This is a genomic window from Actinoplanes sp. NPDC049598, from assembly GCF_040675435.1.
Lineage (GTDB): Bacteria > Actinomycetota > Actinomycetes > Mycobacteriales > Micromonosporaceae > Actinoplanes.
The window spans coordinates 41232-55141 of sequence record NZ_JBFAOX010000037.1; the positions used below are offsets into that span (position 1 = coordinate 41232).

10 protein-coding genes are annotated in these 13910 nt (G+C 73.2%); 5 read left to right on the forward strand and 5 right to left on the reverse strand.

Translation table 11 applies throughout. From position 1 onward, the window contains the following. Positions 1-563: 563 nt before the first annotated feature. Complete coding sequence (locus AB0J66_RS45400; protein WP_364674429.1) at positions 564-749, forward strand: hypothetical protein; 186 nt, start codon at positions 564-566, stop codon at positions 747-749. Further along, on the forward strand, positions 716-3463 hold the full coding sequence (locus AB0J66_RS45405; protein ID WP_364674432.1) for an AAA family ATPase: 2748 nt from the start codon (positions 716-718) through the stop codon (positions 3461-3463). The genes AB0J66_RS45400 and AB0J66_RS45405 overlap by 34 nt, the downstream gene beginning before the upstream one ends. Here AB0J66_RS45405 and AB0J66_RS45410 read toward each other — a convergent pair. Beyond that, entirely contained in the window at positions 3450-3854 is a 405-nt protein-coding gene (locus AB0J66_RS45410) for an NUDIX domain-containing protein (RefSeq protein ID WP_364674434.1), read from the reverse strand. The two genes, AB0J66_RS45405 and AB0J66_RS45410, sit on opposite strands and share 14 nt — an antisense overlap. 35 nt (positions 3855-3889) lie before the next feature. Between AB0J66_RS45410 and AB0J66_RS45415 the strand changes: the two genes are divergently transcribed. Then, positions 3890-4672, forward strand: coding sequence for a 3-keto-5-aminohexanoate cleavage protein (locus AB0J66_RS45415; RefSeq protein ID WP_364674437.1), 783 nt, complete (start codon positions 3890-3892; stop codon positions 4670-4672). 65 nt (positions 4673-4737) lie between these two features. Then, positions 4738-5652 carry an RICIN domain-containing protein gene (locus tag AB0J66_RS45420; RefSeq protein WP_364674440.1) on the forward strand — a complete coding sequence of 305 codons (915 nt, stop codon included), beginning with the start codon at positions 4738-4740 and terminating at the stop codon, positions 5650-5652. A 76-nt stretch (positions 5653-5728) separates the two neighbouring features. Here AB0J66_RS45420 and AB0J66_RS45425 read toward each other — a convergent pair whose 3' ends face one another. The 3 genes from AB0J66_RS45425 to AB0J66_RS45435 all read right to left on the reverse strand — a co-directional run bounded on the left by AB0J66_RS45425 (position 5729) and on the right by AB0J66_RS45435 (position 9894). Beyond that, complete coding sequence (locus AB0J66_RS45425; protein WP_364674443.1) at positions 5729-7558, reverse strand: GGDEF domain-containing protein; 1830 nt, start codon at positions 7556-7558, stop codon at positions 5729-5731. Between the two features lie 36 nt (positions 7559-7594). Next, positions 7595-9379: a SpoIIE family protein phosphatase gene (locus tag AB0J66_RS45430; protein WP_364674445.1), complete on the reverse strand. Its 1785-nt coding sequence runs from the start codon at positions 9377-9379 to the stop codon at positions 7595-7597. A 200-nt stretch (positions 9380-9579) separates the two neighbouring features. Continuing rightward, positions 9580-9894, reverse strand: a complete 315-nt coding sequence (locus AB0J66_RS45435) for a type II toxin-antitoxin system PemK/MazF family toxin (protein WP_364674447.1) — start codon at positions 9892-9894, stop codon at positions 9580-9582. A 175-nt stretch (positions 9895-10069) separates the two neighbouring features. On the opposite strand from AB0J66_RS45435, the gene gndA reads away from it, so the two are divergent. Further along, positions 10070-11509 (forward strand): NADP-dependent phosphogluconate dehydrogenase, encoded by a 1440-nt coding sequence (gndA, locus tag AB0J66_RS45440; protein ID WP_364674449.1) that lies wholly within the window; start codon positions 10070-10072, stop codon positions 11507-11509. 44 nt (positions 11510-11553) lie between these two features. Here the strand turns inward: gndA and AB0J66_RS45445 are convergent, their stop codons facing one another. Further along, the gene (locus tag AB0J66_RS45445; RefSeq protein WP_364674452.1) at positions 11554-13869 is read right to left on the reverse strand and encodes a bifunctional diguanylate cyclase/phosphodiesterase; all 2316 of its coding nucleotides are present in this window, start codon (positions 13867-13869) and stop codon (positions 11554-11556) included. Between the last annotated feature and the right edge of the window lie 41 nt (positions 13870-13910).

Here is a 13910-nt window from a genome sequence, read left to right on the forward strand (position 1 = left end):
CAAGGGCCGGCCAATGACTCGGGCGCCGTGGTGTTCATACTCCGCTTCGCCTATTGGGCCGGGCCTGTTCGCAGGTGCGACCCGCCGTCGCGCATGCACGCCACGCTATCGCCTATTCAGTCGAGCCGGCCCGGCCCCGGTGGCCCTATTTCGCAGCCCGAAAGAGAATTAACGGCGACCGGCACGCGACAACAGGGCCCTTTTGCCGTACCCGATCGCACCACCGGAAAGACGCATCGCAACCGAATCGGATCTCCTTTTCCAAACGGCAGGCACGCATCCGCCAATGGGCCGGCACAAAAAATTTCGCACACAGAAGCGTCAGCCGCGGGGCTTGACGTGCTCAATTCGGCAGATCCCGCGTCCGTTCGGGGTGAGCAGGTCGGGAAGTGAACGCCGGCATCACTGGATGGTCCCCGGCGGGCTCGCGAGTAGGTATGCCTAGGCGTGGCGCAGGGGCCGTCTAAGACCCCTGGGGTCTGCGGAGATAGGTAGCGACTTCTGATGTGGTGGGTCGCTCACGCGCCGAGGATCGGGGTATCGGCGACGACGAGGAGCACATCATGTTGGCGCATACCGATCTCATGCTTGACCTGGCCCACAACCAGCAGCGGGAGCTGATCGCGGAGGCGGACAAGTGGCGGGTGCTGCGCAGTGCGCGGGAGGCGCGGCGAGCGAGGAAGCCGCGGGGGCGGCCCGACGGTAGCCTGGCCTCGTGCGAACCCTCCGCGGTGGTGCCGGCTCGGTGATGATCGGGCGGGAGAGTGAGCTGCGCCGGCTGGTGCGGCTCGCTCCGGGCGGTGGGGCGGGGGCGCAGACGGCGGTCGCGATCGTGGCGGGTGAGCCTGGGATCGGTAAGACGCGGCTGGTGCATGAGCTGATCGCGAAGCTGCCGGCGGGGACGGTCGTGCTGGTCGGGCAGGCTGAGCCGGGGTCGCTGTCGCGGCCGTACGAGGTGTTGCTGGACGCCATCGACGGGCGGCCCGAGGTGGACGAGGAGCAGCTGGCGGCGCTGGCCGACGCGCAGCGCAGCCCGGTCGAGCGGCTGCACACGGGGCTGGCCATCCTGGCCGATCTGATCGGGGACGCGCCGGCGGTCATCGTCTTCGAGGATCTGCACTGGGCCGACTCGGAGAGCGCGGCCCTGTTCGAGCGGATCGCCGACCAGCGTGGGCCGCGGCTGCTGATCGGCACGTACCGGCCCGATGAAGTTGACCGGCGGCAGCCGGTGGCCGGGCTGCTGGCGCGCCTCGAGCGGCGGCACGCGGTCACGCACGTACGGCTGGATCGGTTGACGCCGGCGCAGACGGCGGCCCTTCTGGCGGCGGCCACGGGGGCGCCGGCGCCGTTGCGGGCGGCCACGGCGCTGCATCACCGGACCGGCGGGAACCCGTTCTTCCTGGAGGAGCTGCTGCGGGCGCTGCCCGGGTACGACGTGGAGGCGCTGGTCGAGCAGCCGCTGCCGTGGAGTTTGGCCGAGGTGCTGCGCCGGCACATCGACGACCTGGAGCCGCGCGGTCACCGGATCGCCGAGGCGGCCACCGTGCTCGGCCACCGGATCCCGTTCGACTTGCTGGCCGACGTGACCGGCGCCGGCGAGGAGGAGCTCATCGCCGTGCTGCGTGACCTCGTGACCCGGGGCGTGCTGGTCGAGACGGGTGAGGACGAGTTCGCGTTCCGGCACGCGCTGGTGCGGGAGGCGATCGCCGATCAGATGCTCGGGCGGCAGCGGCGGCGGCTGCACGAGGCCGCGCTGGAGGTGCTGCTGCGCGGCGGGTCGTCCGATCCGGCCATGGTGGCGCATCATGCGCGCGGGGCCGGGCGGTACGAGGACATGGTCGCCGCCGCCCGCAGCGGGACCGCCCTCTACCTGTCGATCGGCTCCGCCTACCAGGCGCTGCAGCTGGCCGAGATGGGCCTGGACGAGGACCCGGACGACACCGACCTGCTGGCCGGGGCGGCCCGCGCGTCGTGGCTGGCCGGGCTGCTGGACGACGCCCTGCGGCACGGGCGGCGCTGGCACGACCTGGCCACCGCCCCCACCGACCGGGCCGAGTCGCTCTACCTGCTCGTCCGCATCGCCTGGGAGTCCCGCGAGTTCGACGCGATGCGGGCCCTCACCCATGACATCGAGACCCTGATCGCGCAGCTGCCACCCGGCGCCGGGCAGGCCCGCGCGATGACCGCGATCGCGCAGTCGTCGCTGCTGCGGGACGAGCTCGACGCCGCGCTGCTCTGGTCCGACCGGGCGCTGGCCCTGGCCGACGAGTTCGACCTGCCCGGCGTGCGGCTGGCCGCGCTGCTGGAGAAGGGGCTGGCCCTGACCGACCGGGCGCCGACGGCCGAGGAGGGCCGGGCGGTCCTGTCCACTCTGGTCGACGACGCCGAGAAGGCCGGCGAGTGGGTGCTGGCGGCCCGCGCTCTCAACTCGCTCGTGCAGGACGTGCCGCCGACCTCGCCGGACGAGCACGCCGAGATCCTGGAGCGGATGCGGGTCGACGCCGAGCGGGCCGGCTTCGAGTCGCTCTCGGTGGCCACATACTTCCAGGGCCGGGCCCGGCTGGCCATCCGGGCCGGTGACCTGCGGGCGGCCATCGCCGCGCTCGAGGAGGGCCGCGAGCAGGATCGCGGCTACCGCAAGCGGGGCCGGTGGGCCGACTACCACGGGGTCTTCCTGGCCGGGCTCTACCTGGAGGCCGGCGAGTACGACCGGGTCGAGCAGATCATCACCGACCTCACCGCGCTGCCCAACAACCCGCCGGCCACGATCCCCGGTCTCGCCCTGCACCTGGCCTGCCGGCGCCACGACCTGCCGCGGGCCGAGGCCGCCCTGGACGAGTTCCTGGCCGACCTGGCCGGGCAGACGTGGCGCAGCGGCGAACAGGCCCACGACCTGACGTCGGCCGCGCTCGAGCTGGGCCTGCCGGCCGAGCGGCTCGAGCGGATGGCCGCGGTGCTGCTCGACGCGGAGGTGTGGGACGCCTACCGCACGCTGGTCGACGCCCAGGTGGCCGAGGCGCGCGGCCGCCACGCCGAGGCGCTGGCCGGCTATCTGTCGATCACCGAGGCGCCCGAGCTGGGGCCGTCGATTCGAGGGACCGTCCGCGTCGGGGCCGCCCGCTGCCTGCTCGCGGGCGACCGGCGGGCCGAGGCGACCGAGCAGGTGGAGGCGGCCGCGTCGCTGCTCGCGCAGTGGGAGGGCTGGCGGGTGACCCAGCTCGACCAGGTCCGTACGCAGCTGGGCCTGGCCCCGGCCGGGGCGCCCGACGCGGTGACCGGGCCGGCCGCGCTGACCCCCCGCGAACGCGAGGTGGCCGTGCTGATCAGCGACGGGCTGACCAATGCGGAGCTGGCCCGGCGGCTCTACATCTCCCCCAAGACGGCCGCCGTGCACGTGTCGAACATCCTGCGCAAGCTGGGCGTCGCGTCCCGGACCGAGGTCGGCGACCTCATCGGGCGCTGAGCAGCTCCAAGGTCGGCGGCAGCTGCGAGTGCAGCGGCGAGGGCAGCGCGGACGGGGCGAACCAGCCCAGCTCGTCGAACTTGTGCGGCTCGCCGATTCTCGCCTTCGCCGGATCCAGCCGTACGGAGAAGACGACGGCGACCCAATGCGAGCCCGGCCGCAGCACGTTGCGTACGCCCAGCAGGGTGACCTCCTCCGGAGCCGTCGCGTACTCCTCGGTGACCTCGCGGGTGACCGCCTCCTCGAAGGTCTCGCCGAACTCGAGGGCGCCGGCGCCGCAGTCCCAGGCGCCGGGCTCGTCGCGGGCCCGGGCCGAGCGGCGGGCGAGCAGGATGCGGCCGTCGCCGTCGTGGCAGACGAAGACACAGGAGACATCGGGCTTACGGGTCATGTCTCGATCATGCCGACGCGGGCAACATGTTTTGCGTGTGGATCAAAGCGTGTCTCAACGGCGGTCGCCCTCGCCCCGCGCCCGTCACCCCGGCCGAGCTGGCCACCGCCGCCCGGGCCGTCGGCGCGGACGCGGTCCATGTCCATCCCCGGGACGCTGACGGGCGGGAGTCGCTGGACGGTGCGGACATCGGGGCGGCGGTCACGGCGATCCGTGAGGCCTGCCCGGGGCTGCCGGTCGGGGTGTCGACCGGCATCTGGATGACCGGCGGGGATCCGCGGCGGCGGGCCGAGCTGGTGGCCGGGTGGCGGGTGCTTCCCGACTTCGCGTCGGTCAACGTCCACGAGCCAGGATTCACCGCGCTGGTACGCCTTCTCGACAGCGCCGGGGTCGGTGTGGAGGCCGGAGTCTGGTCGCCGGACGATGTGGACGCACTGGAGGGCCTTCCGCTGCTGCGGGTGCTGGTCGAGATCATCGACACGCCGGCGGAGGAGGCCGTGGCCGCGGCGGACGCGATCCTGGTCCGGCTGGACGAGCTGGCGCGGCCGGCCGGGCTGACGCGGCCTGCTTGGGCGGCCCCGACAGGCGAATGGCCGGCCTCCCCGTCCGGCGGCTCGATCTTGCTGCATGGGGAGGAGGCGGCCTGCTGGCCGTTGATCACCCATGCCGGCGCCCTCGATCTGGCCACCCGCATCGGGCTCGAGGACACGCTCACCCTGCCCGACGGGACGCCCGCGGAGGACAACGCGGTGCTGCTGCGGCACGCCCGGACAGTATGGACGGAAGCGCGACGGAAACGCGCGAATACGGACGGTTAAAGTGCGGAATCGGGTGATCGATCCGGGACGATATCGCGTATCTTGATCCGGCCGGAGGGAGCAAGATGACCGATACGCCGGATCGCGAGGATCCCGTGCTCGTTCGCCCGTACGTGTCGACCAGTGTCGACACCACGGAGTTCACTGCCGTGGAGGACGCGGAGACGTGGCCCGAGCCCGGGGAGGGCGACACCGCGGCTCACCCCGTCGTGGCCGAGCCCGCGCCCGAGGAGCCGCCCAAGAAGCCGAAACGGACCGACAACCCGGTCCTGCGGCTGGTGATCTTCTGTGGCGGGGTGGCTCTCGCCCTGGGTGTGGCGGCGTTCCTGGTCTTCGGTCCCGGCACCGACCCCAAGCTGCCCCAGCCGGGCGCGGCCCTGCCCGCGATGCCGGCCCAGCCGCCGATCCCGGAGTCGTCGGTGGCGGCCGCGTCGAAGAGCGCGGCCGCGGCCGCCGCGTCGGCCTCGGCCAGCCTGAGCGCGTCGGCCAGCGTGAGCGCCAGCGTCACCCCCAGCCTCTCGGTGAGCGGTTCCCAGCAGGCCCTCGTTCCGGTCGTGACGCCACCGTCCGCCTCGTCGAACGCTCCGGCCGCGACCCCGACGGCCACGACCACGACCGCCGCGCCGACCGACCGCACCGGGGCGATCACCGCCGCCAGCGGCCGGTGCCTGGCCCGGGGCGGCCTGCTCGGCCTCGACGGCAGCCCGGTCAACGTGGCCGGCTGCTCGGGCGGCGACACTCAGACGTTCACCCTGGCCGCCGACGGGACGCTGCACGTGGACGGCCGCTGCGCCGCCGCCGGCAGCGACGGCACCGTGCGGGTGGGCTCCTGCGAGAACGCGGCCGCGTGGAGTACGGGCGAGGGCGGCACCCTGGTCGCCTCGAACGGCCAGTGCCTGACCGACCCGGGCCGCTCCGGCGCGGCCACCAAGGTCACCGCGTGCTCCGGCGCCTCCGAGCAGACCTGGACGCTGCCCTAGCCGGCCGCGAGACCGGGCGGAAGACCCGGGCCCGCGCGACCGGGCGGGAACGAGCCCGAGCCGGCGCGACGCGGCCCTAACGCGACCGCGACACCGGTTTGGCTCGGTACATTGCCGCGTCGGCCTCGCGCAGCAGCCGGTCGGGGTCGGTGGAGCCGTCGCCCGAAAGGGCCACGCCGATGCTCACGCCGACTTCGACCTGTTCGCCGTCGATCAGGTAGGGCTCGCAGAGCCGGGTCGCGATCGCGTCCCGCACGACGCGTTCCGCGCCCGGCTCGTGCAGGCCGTCGAGCAGCACCACGAACTCGTCGCCGCCGAGCCGGGCCACCGTGTCCGACTCGCGCAGCAGCCCGGTCAGCCGGCGGGCCACCTCGATCAGCAGCACGTCGCCGGCCGCGTGCCCGAGCGAGTCGTTGACCGCCTTGAACCCGTTCAGGTCGAGCAGCAGCACCGCGAACCGGTGCTCCTTGCTCCGGGCCGCCCGCAACCCGGCCTGTTCGAGCCGGTCGGCCAGCAGCACCCGGTTGGGCAGGCCGGTCAGCGCGTCGTGCAGGGCCGCGTCGCGCAGCCTCTGCTCCTGTTCACGCAGCGCGGCCACCATCGCCCCGCGGTCGAGCGCGTTGGCCAGCAGCGCCCCCGAGTGGTTCATGATCTCCCGGCCGGCCGGGGTGCTCTGCTGGACCTTGCCGATCGCGGCCAGCACGCCCCAGTCGCGCAGGCCGCTGCGCACCGGCACCACGAAGACGATCTCCCCAGCGGCCCCGTCGGCCCGGTCGAAGAGCTCGGCCGGCGGGAACTCGCTGACCCGCATGGGCGTCCCGGCCCAGCCCGGATGGCCCGGGTACTCCCCCACGATGCTCAGCTCGGTGTCGCGGGCCGGCACCGCGCCGTGGCTCCACAGCCCGAGACAGCCGGCGGTCAGCGTCGTGCGCTGCAGCCAGGCCAGCGCGCGGGGGTCGCGTTCGTGCGCGCCGAGCAGGTCGAGGCCGAGCTCGTGCTGGACGTTCAGGGTGTCCTGCAGGTAGCGGACCTCGCCGAACAGCGACCGGGTGAGCTCCTCGCTGACCGGCAGGCCGATACCGGGGCAGCCGCACGAGCTGCGCCGCACGAAGGCCGTGGCCACGTACGAGATCCCGTCCCCCTCCGGGGCGCAGGCCAGCGCGTGGGCCGTCGTGCCGACCAGCTCGACCGGCTGACGGACGGTGGACAGGCTCGGCCGCAGGTAGGTGGCGTCGACGATGTCGTCGAAGCCGACCACCGCCACGTCGGCCGGCACGCGGTAGCCGGAAACCTGGAACCTCTCGATCAGCCCGATCGCGTTGCGGTCGGTGCCGCAGACGACCGCGCTGACCGGCACGCCCTGGCGCAGCAGCAGATCGGCGACCATTTCGCCGCCGCTCTCGTGGTTGTCGCCCGAGTCGAAGACCAGCGCCGGGTCGGGCTCCAGACCGCCTGTGATCAGCCCTTCCCGGTAACCCTCGAGCCGCTCCCGCAGGTCGAAGTGGGCGAGATGGCCGACGTAGGCGATCCGCTCGTGCCCGTGGCCGATCAGGTGGCCGACCGCCTCCCGGACGCCGGAGCGGTTGTCCGCGAGCACGGCCGGGCACTCGTCCAGCTGCTGCCCCACGGAGACCACGCGCAGGCCGGCCCGTCGCGCGCCCTTGGCGTAGGAGGCGTGCAGCGCCCCCGGCAGCACGATGAGCCCGTCCAGGTGCTTCCAGGAGATCGGCCGCCGGAAGTCGGGCAGCCCGCTGCGGTCGGCGCTGTAGGAGCCCGGGTCGAGCGTCTGGATGCCGACGATGTCGTCCCCGGCCGCCACCGCCGCGTCGTTGACCCCAGCGATGATCGCGCCGTAGTAGTCGCCCCCGACGAAGGGCGACAGGATCCCGAACAGACGGCCCGTCATCGCCCAACATGATCTCGCGAATCCGGGGCCGCCGGGTCAAACTCCGGAAAGGTAGCGGCGCAGATCCTGGGTCTCGCCGCTGACCGGGCGGGCGGCCAGGATGCACGTGTCGTCGGCCGGGTTGGCCTGCTGCAGGCGCGCGAGCAGCTCGCCCAGCGGCTGGCGGGGCGAGGCCCGTACGGCCTGGTCGACCGTGCGCATGACGGTGGCCAGGCCGTCGTCGAGGCCGCGGTCGCGGTGCTCGACCAGGCCGTCGGTGTAGAGCAGCAGCAGGTCGCCCACGCGCAGGTCGAACCGGGCGGTCTCGTAGCGGGCGTCGTCGATCACGCCCAGCATCGGGCCGGACGGCCGGTCCAGCGGGGCCGTGTGGCCGCCGCGGCTCAGCAGCGGCGGCGGGTGACCGGCCTGGGCCCAGACGATCTCGCGGCCCTTCGGGTCGAAGCGGGCCACCACGGCGGTGGCCGCCAGCTCGGGCGTCTCCCGCTCGAGGTCGCAGGTGAGGGCGTTGAGGTGGCGCAGCAGCTCGGCCGGGTCGCTGGTGGTGACGGCCAGCGCCCGCAGCGCGTGCCGCAGCTGGGCCATCGTCTTGGCCGCGCGGGTGCCGTGCCCGGCCACATCGCCCACTGCCAGCAGCACCGAGCCGTCGCGCAGCTCGGCCGCGTGGTACCAGTCGCCGCCGACCAGGCTCTCCTCGCCGGCCGGCAGGTAGCGCAGGGCCACCTTGAGGCCGGGCAGCTCGATCGGGCCGTCCGGGATCGGCAGGATGATCCGCTGCAGCTTGCCGGCCAGCTCGTGCTCGGCCGCCAGGTCGCGGCGCTGCTCGTCGAGCTCGCGCTCGACCTCGGCCAGGCGCCGGGCGCTGGTCTCGCGCTCGGTGACGTCCTGCACGATGCCGAAGATCCGCAGCGGCCGGCCCTCGGCGTCACGGCTGGCGTCGGCCACCGTACGCAGGTATTTGATCCGCTCCCCGACGCGCACCCGCAGCGTCACGTCGACCCGCTCGCCCCGCTCGAAGGCCACCCGGGCCGCCGCCCGCAGCGGCTCGTCCTCGGGCAGCGCGAGCGCCTCCGACTCGGCCTGGCTGAGCGGGCCGAGCCGCGGATCGCGCTCGTAGATCCGGTAGAGCTGGTCCGACCAGTAGACGTCGTCGCTGATCAGATCCCACTCGCCCCAGCCCAGGTTGCCCAGGCGCTCGGTGCCGGCCAGCCGGTCGCCGACGGGCGACTCGTCGTGCCGGGTCCAGTTGAGCAGCAGGCCCACGCCGAGCCGGTGCGCGCGCACGGTGTAGAGGCCGTCGCCGTGCCGGAACGGGCCGAGCACGGCCGGGCGGCCGGTCTCGAGCACCTGCTCGTAGACCGGCCAGCGGTCGCTGGCCACGACGTCCGGGAACTGCTGGGAGATGCGCCGGCCGAGCAGCTGGGCGCCACGCAGGCCGCCCGGCGCCACGGCCTCCGGGCTGACCGCGGCCCAGACCAAATCGGCCAGCCGGCCGGCCGGGTCGCGCTCGACGGTGAAGAACGACGCCATGCCCGGGGCCACGTCGAGGACCCGCTGCACGGTGGCGATCCACGGCGCGAACTGGCGCACCGGCCCGGCCGGGACGACGGTGGAGAGCCCGGCCACCGGCGCCGGGCCCGGGTCGGGCCCGTCCAGCAGGCGGATGACGCCGCCGGCCACCTCGATCAGGTCGCGGCCCTGCTCGGCCCCCATCTGCAGCAGGTGGCGGTGGGCCTCGGCGAGCCGGCACCGGGCCCGGCCCGCGAGCAGCCCGACGGCGCGCTCGACGGTGAGCCGGCCGGCCTCACCGGGTTCGGTGGTCACAGTCGGCCGCAGGCTTTCGATCGCAGCGGCATACGCCTGTCCCACCTGTGCCCTCCCTCCCCGTTCGGCTCCGGTCTCCTGCTTACGTCAGCGGGACCGGGGTCGTCATCGTCCGTTCATACGGGAAGGGTTCCACCTGCGGCGAACATCGCACACCGTCACTCGAACGGGCGGCCCCAAGGGGGTGAACCGAGCGGTACTCAGAGCTCGAACAGGGCGCGCATGGCCTCGGTCAGGCGGGCCATGCTCTGGCCGGTGACCATGCCGATACGCTCCGCCCCGATGGCGGCCGGGAGGCGCCGCATGCGGTTGACGACGACGACACCGGTGATCGGGTCCTGCTCGGTGAGGGCGACCGCGTACGGCGGGAGCTCGGTGGCGCCGCGCTGGCGGACGATCGGGGCGCAGAACGGGGAGGCGTTGTCGCGGTCGTTGAACGAGTCGGCGGAGAGGACGAGCACGCGGTACCGAAGATCCGTCCGGTGGCCGATCGTCCAGATCTCGCCGCGCTTCATCGATCAGCAGGTCCCGCTCGGCATGCGCTGAAGCCTACCGCTGCGCGGATCTTAGGCCTCGTCCAGCCCAGCGCCGCGGCGCCAATAAATGAGAACCGTGGAACATGGTCGAACCACCGTCGCAACTAACCCGTAAGAATGTTCGCGTGGCTAGAGCGACGGAGAGGTGTCAGTGATGTCGGAGAAGGCACAGATCGGGGTCACCGGCCTGGCGGTGATGGGGCGCAACCTGGCCCGCAACTTCGCTCGGCACGGGCACACGGTGGCGGTGCACAACCGTTCCTACAACCGCACCAAGGAGCTGGTCGAGGAGTTCGGGCACGAGGGCACGTTCATCGCGTCCGAGAGCGCCGAGGACTTCGTGGCCAGCCTGGAGCGCCCGCGCCGCGTGGTGATCATGGTGAAGGCCGGCAAGCCGACCGACGCCGTGATCGACGAGTTCGCGCCTCTGCTGGAGGAGGGCGACATGCTCATCGACGCCGGTAACGCGCACTTCGCGGACACCCGGCGGCGGGAGGCGGCGCTCAAGGAGCGCGGGCTGCACTTCGTCGGCACGGGCGTGTCCGGTGGCGAGGAGGGCGCGCTGCACGGCCCGAGCATCATGCCGGGTGGTTCCAAGGAGTCGTACGAGGCGCTCGGCCCGCTGCTCGAGGACATCTCGGCCAAGGTCGACGGCGAGCCGTGCTGCGTGCACGTGGGCCCGGACGGCGCCGGTCACTTCGTCAAGATGGTGCACAACGGCATCGAGTACGCGGACATGCAGCTCATCGCCGAGGCGTACGACCTGCTGCGCCGGGTCGGCGGGCACTCGCCGGCCGAGATCGCCGACGTGTTCCGGGGCTGGAACGAGGGCCGGCTGGGCTCGTACCTGATCGAGATCACGGCCGAGGTGCTCAAGCAGGTCGACTCCGAGAGCGGCAAGCCGTTCGTCGACGTGGTGCTCGACCAGGCCGAGCAGAAGGGCACCGGCCGCTGGACCGTACAGGCCGCCCTTGACCTGGGGGTGCCGGTCAGCGGCATCGCCGAGTCGGTGTTCGCCCGGGCGCTGTCCGGCGGGGCCGACGTGCGTAAGGCAGCCGCAGACGCGGGTCTGCCCGGCCCGTCCGCGACCGCCGGCGCCCACGACGGCGACCTGCAGGCCGACGTCGAGCAGGCGCTGTTCGCCTCCAAGATCGTGGCCTACGCGCAGGGCTTCCAGCAGATCCAGGCGGCCAGCAAGGAGTACGGCTGGGAGATCGACCCGGGCGCGATGGCGAAGATCTGGCGCGCGGGCTGCATCATCCGGGCCAAGTTCCTCGACTTCATCAAGCAGGCCTACGACAAGTCGCCGGAGCTGGCCACCCTGCTGGTCGACCAGTACTTCCTGGACGCGGTCAGCGGCGCCCAGGACGCGTGGCGCCGGGTGGTGGCCACCGCGGCCGCCCAGGGCATCCCGTCGCCGGGCTTCTCGTCGGCGCTGGCCTACTACGACGGTCTGCGGGCCGAGCGCCTGCCGGCCGCCCTGATCCAGGGCCAGCGGGACTTCTTCGGCGCCCACACGTACCACCGCGTCGACAAGGAGGGCTCGTTCCACACCCTCTGGGCCACCGACGACCGCAACGAGGTAGAGGCTTGAGCTACTGGCTCCGCTTCGCTCCGCGGGCGATCGCCTCGTAACCGCTAAGCGGCGTACATCGCGGGAGCCGGCGCGTTCGCACTCATCAGCGCGCCGGCCTCGCCGGCCGGGAGCGGCTTGGCCATGTAGAAGCCCTGGCCGAGCCGGTAGCCCATCTCGCGCAGCCGTTCGAGCTGCTCCAGCGATTCGATGCCCTCGGCGACGGCGGAGAGCTGCAGGTATTCGGCCAGCTGGGCGACGGCCGCGGCGACGGCCAGACGGCCGCGGTCCTCGCCGTCGGTGATGCCGTCGACGAACGACTTGTCCAGTTTGAGGACGTCGACGGGGAACGCGCGCAGCAGCGACAGCGACGACTGGCCGGTGCCGAAGTCGTCCAGGGCCAGCCGCACCCCCATCTCGTGCAGGGCGTGCAGCGTCTCGCGGACCTGCCGGCCGTCGGCCACCGACGACTCGGTCACCTCCAGCACCAGGTTGGCCGGGAGCAGGCCGGTCTCGCTGAGCACCGCCGCCACCTCGTCCACGAAGCCGGGCTCACGCAGCTGGCGTACCGCCACGTTGACGTTGATCGCCTTGATGGCGCCGTCGCCGTGCTCCTGGCGCCAGCGGGCGAGCTGCTCGCACGCCTCGCGCAGCACCCACGAGCCGAGCGGCACGATCAGCCCGGAGCGCTCGGCGACCGGGATGAAGTCGCCCGGCGAGACGAAGCCGCGGGTGGGGTGGGTCCAGCGCACCAGCGCCTCGGCCCCGTGCAGCCGCCCGGTGACGATGTCGAAGACCGGTTGGTAGAGCAGGAACAGCTCGCGCCGGATGATGGCGTTGTGCAGCTCGCTGCCGAGCCGGGCGTGGTTGACCACGTCGGCCCGCATCCGCGGCTCGAAGCGGGTCCAGGCCGCCTTGCCGCCCTCCTTGGCCGCGTACATGGCGATGTCGGCGTTGCGCAGCACCTCGTCGGCGGTGTCACCCGGCCCGGCGATGGCGATGCCGAGGCTGGCGTGCGCGAGCAGGTGATGTTCGCCGACCCGGAACGGCTCGGAGAGCGCCGCCAGCACCCGGCCCGCCGCGGCCTCGGCCGACGCCGCCTCCTCCACGTCGAGCAGCACCGCGAACTCGTCGCCGCCGAGGCGGGCCGGCAGCTCGCCGTCGTGGGCGAGCCCGGCCAGGCGCTGCGCGATCTGGTAGAGCAGCTGGTCGCCGACGGCCGGGCCCATCGAGTCGTTGATCGTCTTGAAGTCGTCGATGTCGATCAGCAGCACGGCCGCCGGCCGGTGCGCGGCCAGCCGCTCGGCCAGCACCGTGGTGAACCGGGTGCGGTTGGCCAGCCCGCTGAGCGGGTCGGTCATGGCCAGGTGTTCGAGCTGGGCCTGCTGGGCCTGCAGGCCGGCCACGAGCTGCCGGTTCTCGCGCACCCCGAGCAGCTGGCGCAGCACGACCAGGGCCGCGATGAGGACGGCGCCGACGATGACGGCGCGTTCGCGGCCCGCCATCTGCTGGGCCGACACCGCGGTCACCAGGCCGGCGGTGGCGACCACGGCCACGAAGGGCAGGAACTCGTAGACCGAGCGGCGGCCGCGCACCTGGAGCACGGCGGTGCGCAGGTGCACGCGACGCTGGCGGTAGGCGGCGGCGGCGAACGAGAGCGCCACCAGCGGGCTGCCGAGCACCGACAGGATCAGCCGGGACGTGTCGTCACCGGCGATCAGCAGCACGGCCAGGGCCACCGCGACCATCGGGGCGGTGGTCAGGATGCGCAGCGACAGCGGGTCGACCGGGGCGTCCTTGCGGGCCGCGGCCTTGCCGATCACCACCAGGCAGAGCAGGCCGGCCACGCCGACCACCCCGGCCGCGGCCCGGGTGACCAGGTCCGAGCCGGGGGCGGCGTAGCTGAGCACGACGTACCAGAAGACCAGGGCCCCGGCCACCGCCACGGTGGCGCCGTCGAGCAGCACCCGCGCCCAGCCCAGCCCGGTGCGGTCGCCCAGCGGCAGGCGCAGGAACGCGGTCATCGCCCACAGCACACCGGTCAGCAGCGGCACGGCGACGTAGAGCGACATTCCGGCGTTGTTGTTGGCCAGGGCCAGGGCGGTCGAGGAGCCGGCCAGCAGGATGACCGCGGCGTGCCCGAGCTGGCGCCAGAACGCGCGCACCACCCGGGGCAGCACCACGGTCGAGCCGAGCCGCTGCAGCGAGAAGGCCGCCGCGAGCAGCGCGACCGGGCCGCCGATGTAGCCGTAGATCACGTCCGAGGGGTCGCGGGCGACCAGCCAGACGACGACCGCCAGCGTGGCGGCACCCGCCACCAGCAACGGTGCCAGGGCACCGCCGCCCGCGCGGATCGCGGCGGGCTTCACGGCCTCAGTCATGCGGTCTACGGCTCCCGGATAGGCGTGTTCCTACCGCCTAC

Excerpts from the sequence above, each read along its gene's own strand:
- AB0J66_RS45435 (WP_364674447.1), bottom strand. The coding sequence starts at position 9,894 with ATGAAGCGCGGCGAGATCTGGACGATCGGCCACCGGACGGATCTTCGG.
- AB0J66_RS45425 (WP_364674443.1), bottom strand. The coding sequence starts at position 7,558 with ATGACGGGCCGTCTGTTCGGGATCCTGTCGCCCTTCGTCGGGGGCGAC.
- AB0J66_RS45410 (WP_364674434.1), bottom strand. The coding sequence starts at position 3,854 with ATGACCCGTAAGCCCGATGTCTCCTGTGTCTTCGTCTGCCACGACGGC.
- gndA (WP_364674449.1), top strand. The coding sequence starts at position 10,070 with ATGTCGGAGAAGGCACAGATCGGGGTCACCGGCCTGGCGGTGATGGGG.
- AB0J66_RS45420 (WP_364674440.1), top strand. The coding sequence starts at position 4,738 with ATGACCGATACGCCGGATCGCGAGGATCCCGTGCTCGTTCGCCCGTAC.
- AB0J66_RS45400 (WP_364674429.1), top strand. The coding sequence starts at position 564 with ATGTTGGCGCATACCGATCTCATGCTTGACCTGGCCCACAACCAGCAG.
- AB0J66_RS45445 (WP_364674452.1), bottom strand. The coding sequence starts at position 13,869 with ATGACTGAGGCCGTGAAGCCCGCCGCGATCCGCGCGGGCGGCGGTGCC.